Below are 13,229 nucleotides of genomic sequence, written 5' to 3' on the forward strand. Positions count from 1 at the left end.
CAAGGAACTGAACATCCCATGACAACATTTTCCCCCCGCGAAATCGTGTCGGAGCTCGACCGGTTCATCATCGGCCAGCATGATGCCAAGCGCGCCGTCGCGATCGCGCTGCGCAACCGCTGGCGTCGCCAGCAGCTTTCAGACGAGCTGCGCGACGAAGTCATGCCGAAGAACATCCTGATGATCGGCCCGACCGGCGTCGGCAAGACGGAAATCTCCCGCCGCCTCGCCAAGCTCGCTGGCGCGCCTTTCATCAAGGTCGAAGCGACGAAATTCACCGAGGTCGGTTATGTCGGCCGCGATGTCGAGCAGATCGTGCGCGATCTGGTCGAGGTCGGCATCGGCCTGGTGCGCGAGAAGAAGCGTGCCGAGGTGAAGGCCAAGGCGCATCAGAATGCGGAAGAGCGTGTGCTGGATGCGCTGGTCGGCGCAACGGCTTCACCCGCCACCCGCGACAGTTTCCGCAAGAAGCTGCGTGCCAACGAGATCGACGACAAGGAAATCGATATCGAAGTGGCCGATGCCGGGACGCCCGGAGGCGGCTTCGAGATCCCCGGCATGCCCGGTGCCAATATCGGCGTGCTCAACCTGTCGGAAATGTTCGGCAAGGCCATGGGCGGCCGTACCAAAAAGGTGCGCACAACCGTCAAGGACAGCTATAATGTGCTGATCAACGACGAATCCGACAAGCTGCTCGACAACGAGCAGATCCAGCGCGAAGCGATCCGCTCCGCCGAGAACGACGGCATCGTCTTCCTTGACGAGATCGACAAGATTGCCGCCCGCGATGGAGGCATGGGTGCCGGCGTTTCACGCGAAGGCGTGCAGCGAGACCTGTTGCCGCTGGTCGAAGGCACCACGGTTGCCACCAAATACGGGCCGGTGAAGACGGATCACATCCTCTTCATCGCGTCCGGTGCGTTCCATGTGTCGAAGCCATCGGATCTGCTGCCGGAACTGCAGGGCCGCCTGCCGATCCGGGTTGAACTCAAGGCCCTCACCAAGGAAGATTTTCGCCGCATCCTGACGGAAACCGAAGCGAGCCTGATCCGCCAGTACATCGCACTTCTTGACACCGAAGGCGTTGAGCTGACCTTCACCGACGACGCGCTCGATGCGCTCGCCGACGTCGCGGTCAAGCTCAACTCCAGTGTCGAGAACATCGGTGCACGGCGTCTGCAGACGGTAATGGAGCGCGTGCTAGACGACATTTCCTTCGTCGCGCCCGACAAATCCGGGGAAAAGCTGACCATCGATGCGGAATATGTTCAAAAGCATGTCGGCGACCTCGCGGCCAATACCGACCTGTCGCGTTATATATTGTGACATTTCCGGCACCGGGCGGATCAGATGCCCGGTCCGATTTTTGAAGAAGGCGCTTGTCATCCGGCAGGCGCCTTCTTTATTCATAGCTCATGCTATGAGGGACGTGGGCGATGTCGGCATGATTCCGACATGATTTTGCCGCATGCGTCCAACGCCTGCCGGGGCGGTCCAGGGCAGGGGATCAGAGGAAGATGATCGTGCGTTCCATTCTCGCAATGCTTCTCGTTTCAGTTCTGGCGCTGGCAAGTGTCGAGGCGCATGCCGATGTCCGTCGCATGCGGGAGGGAAACCGCAACGTCGAGCAGCCGACTGTGCCGGGCGCTTCCGTGCGCCGCACCAAGGCGGGCAAAACCTCTTTCGATGCGAAATACGAGAAGGTGCATCGGCTGCTCGCGAGCGACCGCAAGCTAATGAGCAAGATCAAATCGACAGCGGCTGCCTATGGCATTGATCCGATCCACATGATCGGCGCGATCGTCGGCGAGCATACTTATAATGTCGATGCCTACGACCGGCTGCAGTCCTATTATGTCAAGGCGGCTGCCTATGCCGGCAATAGTTTCCGCTTTGGCTACCAGGACGAGACCGTTGCCCAGTTCGTGGCGCGGCCGCAATTTGCCGAATGCCAGGGCAAGAAAAGCTCCTATGCGCTCTGGAGCTGCCGCGAAAATGTTTGGGAACAGGATTTCCGCGGCAAGAATGTCGGCGGCATCTCTTATCCTAACAATCGTTTCAGCGCCGTGTTCTTCCAGCCCTTTTTCGCCGGCCAGACCTTTGGTCTCGGCCAGATCAATCCGCTGACGGCGCTGATGCTGACCGACATGGTTTCGCGCGTTTCGGGTTACCCGCGGCTGGACGAGAATGATGCGGCCGGTGTTTACCAGGCAATTATGGACCCCGACCAGTCGCTTGCCTATATGGCAGCGTCGATCCGCCATTCGATCGATGCCTACAAGTCGATCGCCGGCGTCGATATATCAGACAATCCAGGCATCACCTCGACACTGTATAATGTCGGAAACCCGGATCAGCGGGCTGCGACCTTTGCAGCAAAGCGCAAGAGCGGCGGTGCCGACTGGCCGGAAGAAAATTATTACGGCTGGCTGGTCAACGACAAGCTCGCGGAACTGCGCGCACTGCTCTAGCGTTTTTGGAGATCCAACTCCTGACAGGGCGCTGGGGCACGCGGAGATAAGATGGACAAGCGACCTGATCCCTTTGAACCGCCGGCTCCTGCAATGCGGGCAAGGTTGCTGACGCGGCTGGAAGTCATCCGCACCGTGCTGCGCAATCCGTTGGAGCTCTGGGGCGAGCCGTCCTACACGCTGCCCTGGATCGAGACGAAGTTCTTCAACCAGCGCACCCTGATCGTCAACGATCCCGATCTCATCCGCTATATCCTCGTCGAGAATGCCTCGAATTACGAGATGTCACAGGTTCGCCGGCTTATCCTGAGGCCGATCCTGCGCGATGGCTTGCTGACGGCCGAGGGTGAAGTCTGGAAGCGATCCCGCAAGGCGATGGCGCCGGTGTTCACGCCGCGCCACGCTCACGGTTTTGCAGCCCAGATGCTGGCGAAAACCGAGGAGTATGCCACGCGCTATGAGGAGCCGGCGCGCGACGGGGGCGTCGTCAATATCGCGACCGATATGACCGAACTTACCTTCGAAGTTCTCTCCGAAACCCTGTTTTCCGGCCAGATCGCCACCGAGACGGAAGGGTTTGCCGATAGCGTCGATCAGCTGTTGCACCGCATGGGCCGGGTCGATCCCATGGACATCATGCTTGCGCCAACATGGGTGCCGCGGCTGACCCGGATCGGAGGGCGCAAGGTCATGGCGCGCTTCTACGGCATCGTCTACGACACGATGGATCGGCGTCGCACGTTGATGAAGACGGAGCCTGAAAGTGTTCCGCGGGACTTCCTCACCTTGCTTCTGGAGCTTGAAGGTCCCGGCGGCCTTTCGACGGAAGAGATCGCCGACAATATCCTGACCTTCATCGGCGCCGGCCACGAGACGACGGCACGGGCACTCGCCTGGACATTCTATTGCGTCGCCAATGCCCCGCATGTGCGACAAGCGATGGAGGATGAAATCGATACCGTGCTCGCAGAGGGTGCCGAGCCGGTCGAGTGGCTGGAGCGGATGCCGAACGTTCGTGCCGCCTTCGAGGAGGCGATGCGGCTTTATCCGCCGGCGCCCTCCATTAACCGTGCAGCCATAGAAGACGATCAATGGACGTCGAAATCGGGCGAAACCGTCGTCATTCCCAAAGGCATCTCCGTTCTCGTGATGCCGTGGACGCTGCACCGGCACACGCTCTATTGGGATCGTCCGCGCGCGTTCATGCCGGAGCGTTTCCTGCCTGGCAATCGCGAGAAGCTGCATCGTTTCCAGTATCTGCCCTTCGGTGCCGGCCCGCGTATCTGTATCGGCGCAACCTTCGCCCTGCAGGAAGCGGTGATTGCGCTGGCCGTCCTGATGAAGCGCTATCGTTTCGATAGGACGCCGGAGACCAATCCCTGGCCGATCCAGCGGCTGACGACCCAGCCTAGGGGCGGCCTGCCGCTGCGGGTGACGGCTCGCTGAAGCTCTTGCCCGGCGCCTGTTCCTGTACAGCCTTGACGGGACTGTCGGCCGGCTGTGGCTGCGGCAGGATCTTGCTCGGTTTCTTGATCGTCTTGATCTGGGCGCAGGTTGCATCGCCGACATTGTCGCACGGCTTGTAGACGACGATCTCGCTGCCGGCACCATCGTCCCAGACGACCTGGATGGTGAGGGTTTTCGCCTCGCCGCCGGGCAGGGAGATATAGATGTATTTGTTTGTCGGGTCGTCCGGCAGGTTGAAGGGGACCTGCGGATTGCATTCGCCGAGCGGCATGCGCTGGTCGAGCAGGTCTGAATTCACGGAGTAGCGGATTTCCGATAGCCGGCAGTGCATCGTCTGTAGCGTGGTGAAATAGATCAGCTGCTTGCCATCATAATTACGAAACTGCACCCAGCCCGTCGGCTTGTTGGCGTCGAGCATCGCCTTGTAGATGGAAACATCGGGTAGGACCGGCTTGTACTCGTCCTCGTCGCTTTCCTGCGCCAGACCTGTGGATGTGAGGAGAAGAACACCGAAGAAGGCTGCAAAGGGCGCTGGCATTGGGAAACGACGCATGCGGCAACTCCTGGTTCAGGAACAGCTTTTCAGTGTTGTGGTGCGCCTTGGCTGTGTCGCCTGCACGATAGCCTTGACCCCCAATATGTCCTATCACCTTCGGGACTTTGTTTGAAGCGGTGCCGCGCGCCGCGCTTCCTGACGGAATGGGCGTTTCTTGAGCGATCATCTTCTTCTCGGCATCGATACTGGCGGAACCTATACCGACGCCGTTCTCTTCACCGAAACCCATGGCGTCGTTGCGAAAGCCAAGTCGCTGACCACGCGCCATGATCTGGCCGTCGGCATTTCCGGCGCTGTCGAAGCGGTGCTGCGGGCGTCTGGAACGGATGTGGGGGCGATCAGTCTCGTCTCCCTCTCGACCACGCTTGCCACCAATGCACTGGTCGAAGGGCAGGGCGGACGGGCCGGCCTTGTGATGATCGGCTTCGGGCCGGACGACCTGAAGCGTGATGGACTGCAGGAAGCGCTTGGCAGTGATCCCGTAATCTTCCTGCCCGGCGGCCACAACGTGCATGGCGGCGAAACCCTGCTCGATATGAGCGCTCTGGACGGGGCGTTACCGCAATTGGCAAACGAGGTTTCCTCTTTTGCCATTGCCGGCTACTTTGCGGTCCGCAATCCCTCCCACGAGCAGAGGGTGCGCGACCGCATTCGCGAGGTCTCGCATCTGCCGGTGACCTGCAGCCATGAACTGACCTCCAAACTCGGCGGGCCGCGACGCGCGTTGACGACGCTGCTCAATGCCCGCCTCGTCTCGATGATCGACCGGCTGATCGGCTCCTGCGAGGATTTCCTTAAAGAGCGTGGCATCGAAGCGCCAATGATGGTGGTGCGTGGCGATGGCGCATTGATTTCGGCAGCGGAAGCGCGATTGCGGCCGATCGAGACGATTCTTTCAGGCCCGGCCGCAAGCCTCGTGGGAGCGCGTTATCTGACAGGTCTCGATGATGCCGTCGTCTCCGACATCGGCGGCACGACGACCGATGTCGCGACGCTTGCCGAAGGAAGGCCGCGGCTGGATGAGGAAGGCGCCGTCGTCGGCGGTTTCCGCACGATGGTCGAGGCGGTCGCTATGCGCACCTTCGGGCTTGGCGGCGATTCAGAGGTCCGTATCGACGATCGCGGTCTTGTCGCCGGTATCACGCTTGGTCCCCGTCGATTCCTGCCGCTCAGCCTCGCGGCGGTGGAACACGAGGCGGCGGTGATCGGCGTCCTCGAAAAGCAGCTTCGGTCGCCCCATGTCGGCCGCCACGATGGCAAACTTGCCGTGCGCACCGGCTTGCCGGATCATCTGGCAACAGGGCTGATGTCGCAGCAGCAGGCGCTCTACGAGCGGATCGGCTCCATCCCCGTCGCGCTGGAAAGCCTGCTGACGAGTACGCCGCAGCGGGCGACGCTCGACAGGCTCGTCGAACGTGGTCTCGTCCATATCTGTGGCCTGACGCCGTCCGATGCCATGCATGTACTCGGCCGCCAGAGCCAATGGAACGGCGAAGCAGCCCGGCTCGGCGCTGAGCTTGCCGCCCGCATCAAGGATGGGCAGGGGCGGCCGGTTGCGGCGTCCGCAGAGGATATGGCCGAAAAGATCGCCGCCCGGCTGACGCGACAGTCTGCTGAAGTCATTCTGTCGAGCTGTCTTGCCGAGGATGGCGCCGCGGTAGATCCTGCCGTTTCACTCGCGGTCGATCGGGCATTGAAACGAACCCCGGGCATTGTGCGCTTCTCCCTGGAACTCGATCGCCCGCTGGTCGGTCTCGGTGCCTCGGCGCCGGTTTATTATCCTGATATAGCAGAGATGCTTGGCGCTCAGTCCATCATTCCCGCCGATGCCGGCGTTGCCAATGCGGTTGGTGCCGTCGTCGGCCAGATCCGCGCATCGGCCGCCGCCTTCGTCACGGTGCAGGAAGAGGGGATTTTTGTGGTCAACGGTGCCGGCGAAATGGCGCGCTTCCTGGATGAGGAAAAGGCTTTCGCGGAAGCGCGGCGGCGGGTGGAGGCGGCAGCTCTGGATGCGGCGCAGCGCAACGGCGCCGAAAGCCCCGCTGTCATGGTGACGGAAGACATCGCCGCGCCCGAGATCGAAGGTAGCCGGAAACTTATCGAGGCTCGGTTCGTCGCCGTCGCCAGCGGCCGGCCGCGAATTGCCCACCACTGATTTATTCCCTCAGGGAAATAATTCTTCGCATTTTCGCGGAATTGACAGCTTGGCAAAGCATGAGAGACTGCGGCCTCATATTTTTCAGAAGACTAGCAGGGAGAAGGCCATGAGCCGGATTGAGCGCAACGGGTTGAAAATCGATCAGGGTCTGGACGATTTCATCGTCAGCGAGGCTTTGGCAGGCTCTGGTATCGATCAGGACCGTTTCTTTGCGGCTTTCTCCTCGATCGTTCACGATCTGGCGCCGAAGAACCGTGCGCTGCTCGAAAAGCGCGATGCCCTGCAGGCACAGATCGATGGCTGGTATCGTGACAATGGCGTGCCCTCGGATATGGATGCCTATCAGGCCTTCCTGAAGGACATCGGCTATATCGTGCCGGAAGGCCCGGATTTCACGATCTCGACCGATCATGTCGATCCGGAGATTGCCGTCATCGCCGGCCCGCAGCTCGTCGTTCCCGTCATGAACGCCCGCTATGCGCTGAATGCGGCGAATGCTCGTTGGGGCTCCCTCTATGACGCGCTCTATGGCACCGATGCCATTTCGGATGCTGATGGCGCCGAAAAGGGCAAGGGCTACAATCCCGTCCGTGGTGAGAAGGTCATCGCCTGGGCGCGTGCCTTCCTGGATGACAGCGCGCCGCTGAGCGCGGGCAGCTGGAATGACGTCACCGGATTGTCGATTGCGGAGGGAGCGCTTTCAATCGGCACCAAAGCCGGCCCGACGACACTTTCCGACCCGAAGCAGTTCGCCGGTTACAAGGGTGATGCCGCTTCGCCATCCCATGTCGTTCTGGTCAAGAACAAGCTGCATATCGATATCGTCATCGATGCCGGAACACCGATCGGCAAGAGCGATCCGGCTCATATCTCCGACGTCATTCTCGAATCGGCGATCACTGCGATCATGGATTGCGAGGATTCGATTGCTGCCGTCGATGCCGAAGACAAGGTTGTCGTCTACCGCAACTGGCTCGGCCTGATGAAGGGCGATCTCACCGAAAAGGTCAGCAAGGGGGACCGGACATTTATCCGCAAGCTCAACCCCGATCTCGAATTTGACGGTGCCGATGGCAAGCCACTGGTGCTGAAGGGCCGGGCGCTGATGCTGGTGCGCAATGTCGGGCATCTCATGACCAATCCCGCGATCCTCGACCGCGAAGGCAACGAGGTGCCGGAAGGCATCATGGATGCAATGGTTACAGCCTTGATCGCTCTGCGCGACATCGGCCCCGATGGCCGTCTCATGAATTCGCGCGAAGGCTCGATGTATGTCGTCAAGCCGAAGATGCATGGCCCGGAAGAAGTAGCTTTCGCCTGCGAAATCTTCTCGCGGGTCGAAGAAGCGCTCGGCATGGCGCCGAACACGATGAAGATGGGCATCATGGACGAGGAGCGTCGCACGACGGTCAACCTCAAGGAATGCATCCGCGTTGCCCGCGAGCGTGTTGTCTTCATCAACACCGGTTTTCTCGATCGTACCGGCGATGAGATGCATACCTCGATGGAAGCCGGTCCGATGATCCGCAAGGGCGACATGAAGCAGGCGCCGTGGATTTCGGCTTACGAAAACTGGAACGTCGATATCGGCCTCGAATGCGGCCTTTCCGGCCATGCGCAGATCGGCAAGGGCATGTGGGCGATGCCCGACCTTATGGCAGCCATGCTGGAGCAGAAGATCGCCCACCCCAAGGCCGGCGCCAACACCGCCTGGGTGCCGTCGCCGACGGCCGCGACCCTGCATGCCACGCATTATCACAAGGTCGATGTTGCCGAGGTCCAGAAGAGCCTGCAATCGCGCTCACGCGCCAAGCTCTCGGACATCCTCTCCATCCCCGTCGCGACACGTCCGAACTGGACGCCGGAGGAAATTCAGCGCGAGCTTGATAACAATGCGCAGGGCATCCTCGGCTATGTCGTGCGCTGGATCGACCAGGGCGTCGGCTGCTCCAAGGTGCCGGACATCAACAACATCGGCCTGATGGAAGACCGGGCGACGCTGCGCATTTCTGCGCAGCATATGGCCAACTGGCTGCATCACGGCGTCGTCACGGAAGCGCAGATCGTCGAGACGATGAAGCGCATGGCCGCCGTGGTCGATGGGCAGAATGCCGACGATTCCGCCTATACGCCGATGGCCGGAAACTTCGAGGGCTCGATCGCCTTCCAGGCGGCGCTGGAACTCGTCCTCAAGGGACGCGAGCAGCCGAATGGCTATACCGAGCCGGTCCTGCATCGCCGCCGGCTTGAACTAAAGGCAAGCCGCGCCGCTTAAAGGCGCCATAGCACAGGACAAACAAAAACCCCGAAGCTGGCCAGCTCCGGGGTTTTTCATTTCAGAAAACGAAGACGACTTACTGCTGCACGATGACGCGGGTATTTTTGCCGGGGCGAACGCGCGAATAGAGATCGATGATGTCCTGGTTGATCATGCGGATGCAGCCGGAGGACGCAGCCGTGCCGATCGAAGCCCATTCCGGCGAGCCATGGATGCGGAACAGGGTGTCCTTGTTATCATCGTTGAAGAGATACATGGCGCGCGCGCCGAGCGGGTTGCGCAGGCCGGGGCCCATGCCGTTTTCGACATATTGCGCGACATCCGGCTTGCGGACCGCCATTTCCTTTGGCGGATGCCAGGTCGGCCATTCCTGCTTCCAGGCGATATAGGCGCGGCCTTCCCATGCGAAGCCGGCCTTGCCGACGCCGATGCCGTAGCGAACAGCCTTGCCACCCGGCAGCACGTAATAGAGGAAGCGGCTGGGCGTATTGACGATGATCGTGCCCGGACGCTCGTTGGTCGAATAATCGACGATCTGACGATGAAAGCGCTGATCGACTTTCGAGATCGGGATCGCCGGCAACGCATAGCCATGATCCTCTACGGCGCCGTAGCCGTCCGAGAAAATCTGGTTCGTTGCGATTTTTTCGCCAATGGGAGAGACGGGAGTTGTCGAGCAACCGGCAAGGGCAAGGATTGCCGCGAGGCTGCACAGCAGAAGGGCATTGCGGAGGCGCATGGGGATCTCTTAAAAAGATATGAAGAATATCTGGGTCTTCTCGACCATCAGTGATTATGGTTTATTTTCGATTAACATCCGGCGTGCAAGTGAATGCGCTGCAGCATTCTTGGCGGCGCGTTCCAAAATCACCACGGCTTGCTTTTTTGCAACAAAACGCTCGCTGTGCCAGAGTTTAGGCCATGGCGATTCTCTCTATCCACAACGATAATCCACTGATCGACGGCCGCCAGTCGCAAAGGGCGCTGATGGTGCGTCGCGGAATCCAGCGATTCCTTTATGATATGCGCCACGCCGTGCTGCCGGAGCTGACACTGGCAAGTGGTCGGCGGGCCGATCTGATCACGATTTCCCCCAAGGGCGAGATCTGGATCATCGAAATCAAGACCTCGATCGAGGACTTCAAGGTGGACCGCAAATGGCCGGATTATCGACTGCATTGCGACCGCCTGTTCTTTGCGACCCACAGCGGTGTGCCGCTGGAGATTTTTCCGGAAGAATGCGGCCTGTTCGTTTCTGACGGTTACGACGCGGAAATGATTCGCGAGGCGCCGGAGCATCGTGTTTCCGCTGCGACGCGCAAGAGTGTGACGTCCAGTTTCGCCCGGGTTTCTGCCCAGCGATTGATGCTCGCCGAATGGACGACGGATCGCAGCGATGATCCGGCGATGAAAGACATCATCTCCGGCGCCCGCGATACATTCAAATAGGGAAGCCTATTTCGGCGCCCGCTTGGCAAGAATGCGCTGGAGCGTGCGACGATGCATGTTGAGCCGCCGCGCGGTCTCGGACACGTTGCGCTCGCACATTTCATAAACGCGCTGGATATGCTCCCAGCGGACGCGATCGGCCGACATCGGATTTTCCGGAAGCTCGGCCCGCTCACCGCTCTTCTGCACCAGGGCGGAAAAGATCTCATCCGCATCGGCGGGCTTCGCAAGATAATCGATCGCGCCGAGCTTCACCGCGTTGACTGCGGTTGCGATATTGCCATAGCCGGTGAGCATGATGATGCGGGTGTCGTCGCGTCGCGCCCGGATTGCTTCGATCACGTCGAGCCCGCTACCGTCGCCAAGTCTCAGATCGATGACGGCATGTTTCGGTGGCTTGGTCTTGGCGCGCGCAATGCCTTCGGCGACCGATTCGGCGATTTCGACAACAAACCCGCGCGTCTCCATGGCTCTCGCCAGACGACGCAGAAAAGGACCATCGTCATCGACGATCAGCAGCGAAGGATCGGGTCCGATCGATGCGGTGTCGTTGCTGTCGATAACCGGTTCGGTGATCTTTTCCGTCATCTTCGCTGTTTCCTCGGCGAATTCTCGTTCTCTGTCATATAATGCGGCTTTATTCCCGCTTCAAAGCAAGCGGTAAAGTCAATTCGGCGTCTTTGTATCCATCAATCCACGCGGCCATTCGACACGCACCCGGGCGCCCGGCTTTTCCGATCCGCCATTCTCGAAGGAAAGCTTTGCGCCGGAACGCTCCAGAAGCGTCTTTGCAATAAAGAGGCCAAGACCCAGGCCGCCGGCACTATCCTGCCTCTGACGCTGCGTCACATAGGGTTCGCCGATCCGGCTCAATATGTCCGGCGCGTAACCATCCCCGTCATCCTCGATAACGACACTGACGACGTCGGGCGTGTGGGCCACGGTAACGGTGACTTCCTTCTTGGCGTAGTCGACAGCATTCTCCAGGAGGTTGCCGAGACCATACAGAATGCCGGCATTGCGGTTCCCGACCGGTTCATGGGCACGGTCACCAATTTCAACGAGGTTGATTTGAATGCCGAACTCGCGGTGCGGCGCCATGACCTCCTCGATCAATGACGACAGCGGCAGCCGTCGCATATGCGCTTCATCCTCGGAAGAGAGGGTCGTCAGTCGCCGGAGAATATCGCGGCATCGTTCGCTCTGGCTGCGCAGGAGATGCACATCCTCGCCGAAGCGCGGATCATCCCCAAGCTCGCGCTCCATTTCCTTGGCAACTACCGTGATCGTGGCCAGGGGCGTGCCGAGCTCGTGGGCTGCTGCCGCAGCAAGTCCATCAAGCTGCGACAGATGTTTCTCCCGTTGAAGCACGAGCTCCGTTGCCGCCAAGGCATCCGAAAGCTGGCTCGCTTCGAGGGAAACGCGATAGGTATAGAAGGCGGCAAAGGCGGTGGTCGAAACGATCGCGAACCAGAAGCCTGCCGTCAGCAGCGACGGAACCCTCAGGACGACGCCCGGATACCAGGGAAGCGGGAAGGGCGTGAAGGCAAGCGCCGTAATTCCGAGAACGGCCATGCAGGCGAGTGCGATGCTCTGTGCCTTGGGCTGCGAGGCCGAGGAGATGATGACCGGAACGCAGACCAATGGTGCGAAGGGATTTGAAAGACCCCCGGTCATGAAAAGCAGCGCGGTCAGCTGAGCAAGATCGAGGCCGAGCAGCGCAAAGGCGGCCAGTGGCTGCAGCCGGTGCGCTGCCGGATAGCGCACGGTGAGATAGGCGTTGACCCAGGCGAGAAAGGCAATCAGCCCGCAGCACGCGGTGAGCGGCAAGGGAAACCGAAGCCAGAAAGCAATAATGAGCACCGTGATCGTCTGTCCGCCGACGGCAAGCCAGCGCAGGCGGACGATCGTCTGGAGCCGCAAGGTGCGGATCGTCGTCACTTCGTAGGGGTGGTGGGCCGGCATTGCCATGAAGGGATCCTTACGCTTGTCTCAGATGCCGCGCGGTTTCGCGCGGGTTGTCGGGGTGGCATTGGCCGGATCCTCCGGCCACGGATGCTTGGGATAACGCCCGCGCATGTCCGAACGCACGTCCTTCCAGGAGCCGGACCAGAAACCCGGCAGATCACGCGTCGTCTGTATTGGCTTATGCCCCGGCGATATCAGCTCGAGAACCAGCGGCAAACGTCCCCCTCCGATGGCGGGATGATTTTTCAAGCCGAACAGCTCCTGAACCCGAATGGAAAGAAGCGGTTCGTCTCCATCGTAGTGGATCGGATGGCGCTGACCAGTCGGCGCTTCGAAATGGGTAGGCGCCAGTTTTGGCAGATCGCGAACAACGTCATGCGGAACAAGCGAAAGCAACCCTTCCGATAGTGAGCCGGACTTAATATCGTCGATCCCGCGGGTTTCCTCGTGGAATGGGACAAACCACAGATCCAGCGTGTTAAGCAGCCCATCATCCGACATATCCGGCCAGGGCTCGCCAATCGTGCGGTTGAGAAAACCGATCCGGTCCCGCAATTGTGCGGCTTCTTTGGAAAAGGGCAGCGCCGCAAGACCAAGCTGGCGGATGCCTTCTGCAAGCGCCCTTGCGTTGCGAAGGTCTTTCGGGCGGGCAATCGGAGCCTCTTCAAGAAGTATGGCTCCCAACCGCGTGACGCGGCGCGCGCGCACCTGGCGGCTTTGCCGGTCGAAGAAGGTCTGGTCCTCGCGGATAATGGCGTCCGGCATATGGGCCTCGACGTCCGCCCGGCTGATCTCGGCCGCGGCCAGAATACGCTGGCCGCCGGCGCGACCCGTCAGATCGGCGATAACCAGCATGCTCGCTCCTGCCAGCCGCTCCGTCTC

The 13,229-nt window shown here is 60.5% G+C and carries 11 protein-coding genes (1 of these 11 cut by a window edge); 6 read left to right on the forward strand and 5 right to left on the reverse strand.

Going from position 1 to position 13,229, the window contains the following annotated elements; all coding sequences use genetic code 11:
• Positions 1–18 precede the first annotated feature (18 nt).
• The 3 genes from hslU (at position 19) to QO002_RS02005 (ending at position 3,917) form a co-directional block, all read left to right on the forward strand.
• Entirely contained in the window at positions 19–1,326 is a 1,308-nt protein-coding gene (gene hslU / locus QO002_RS01995; RefSeq protein ID WP_307226184.1) for an ATP-dependent protease ATPase subunit HslU, read from the forward strand.
• Between the two features lie 215 nt (positions 1,327–1,541).
• Positions 1,542–2,471, forward strand: a complete 930-nt coding sequence (locus QO002_RS02000; RefSeq protein ID WP_370878531.1) for a DUF1402 family protein — start codon at positions 1,542–1,544, stop codon at positions 2,469–2,471.
• Between the two features lie 51 nt (positions 2,472–2,522).
• Positions 2,523–3,917, forward strand: coding sequence for a cytochrome P450 (locus QO002_RS02005; RefSeq protein WP_307226188.1), 1,395 nt, complete (start codon positions 2,523–2,525; stop codon positions 3,915–3,917).
• On the opposite strand, the gene QO002_RS02010 is transcribed toward QO002_RS02005, so the two are convergent.
• A complete protein-coding gene (locus QO002_RS02010) occupies positions 3,880–4,491 on the reverse strand; it encodes a hypothetical protein (RefSeq protein ID WP_307226190.1) in 612 nt (203 codons plus the stop codon). The genes QO002_RS02005 and QO002_RS02010 overlap by 38 nt on opposite strands.
• A 157-nt stretch (positions 4,492–4,648) precedes the next feature.
• Here QO002_RS02010 and QO002_RS02015 point away from each other — a divergent pair, with 157 nt between their 5' ends.
• Entirely contained in the window at positions 4,649–6,649 is a 2,001-nt protein-coding gene (locus QO002_RS02015) for a hydantoinase/oxoprolinase N-terminal domain-containing protein (protein ID WP_307226192.1), read from the forward strand.
• Positions 6,650–6,758: 109 nt separating this feature from the next.
• Positions 6,759–8,927, forward strand: a complete 2,169-nt coding sequence (locus tag QO002_RS02020) for a malate synthase G (RefSeq protein WP_307226194.1) — start codon at positions 6,759–6,761, stop codon at positions 8,925–8,927.
• Between the two features lie 79 nt (positions 8,928–9,006).
• Here QO002_RS02020 and QO002_RS02025 read toward each other — a convergent pair whose 3' ends face one another.
• Positions 9,007–9,669, reverse strand: a complete 663-nt coding sequence (locus QO002_RS02025) for a L,D-transpeptidase (protein WP_307226196.1) — start codon at positions 9,667–9,669, stop codon at positions 9,007–9,009.
• A 182-nt stretch (positions 9,670–9,851) separates the two neighbouring features.
• Here QO002_RS02025 and QO002_RS02030 point away from each other — a divergent pair, with 182 nt between their 5' ends.
• The gene (locus QO002_RS02030) at positions 9,852–10,379 is read left to right on the forward strand and encodes an MmcB family DNA repair protein (protein WP_307226198.1); all 528 of its coding nucleotides are present in this window, start codon (positions 9,852–9,854) and stop codon (positions 10,377–10,379) included.
• Positions 10,380–10,385: 6 nt separating this feature from the next.
• Here QO002_RS02030 and QO002_RS02035 read toward each other — a convergent pair whose 3' ends face one another.
• The 3 genes from QO002_RS02035 to hrpB all read right to left on the reverse strand — a co-directional run.
• Positions 10,386–10,967, reverse strand: coding sequence for an ActR/PrrA/RegA family redox response regulator transcription factor (locus QO002_RS02035; protein WP_307226200.1), 582 nt, complete (start codon positions 10,965–10,967; stop codon positions 10,386–10,388).
• A 78-nt stretch (positions 10,968–11,045) separates the two neighbouring features.
• A complete protein-coding gene (locus QO002_RS02040) occupies positions 11,046–12,344 on the reverse strand; it encodes an ActS/PrrB/RegB family redox-sensitive histidine kinase (RefSeq protein ID WP_307233083.1) in 1,299 nt (432 codons plus the stop codon).
• Positions 12,345–12,371: 27 nt separating this feature from the next.
• Positions 12,372–13,229, reverse strand: the 3' end of a protein-coding gene (gene hrpB / locus QO002_RS02045; protein ID WP_307226202.1) for an ATP-dependent helicase HrpB. It continues 1,614 nt past the right edge of the window; 858 of the gene's 2,472 nt are visible here — the last part of the coding sequence; its start codon lies beyond the right edge, outside the window; it ends in the stop codon at positions 12,372–12,374.

This window comes from Pararhizobium capsulatum DSM 1112 (genome assembly GCF_030814475.1).
GTDB lineage: Bacteria > Pseudomonadota > Alphaproteobacteria > Rhizobiales > Rhizobiaceae > Pararhizobium > Pararhizobium capsulatum.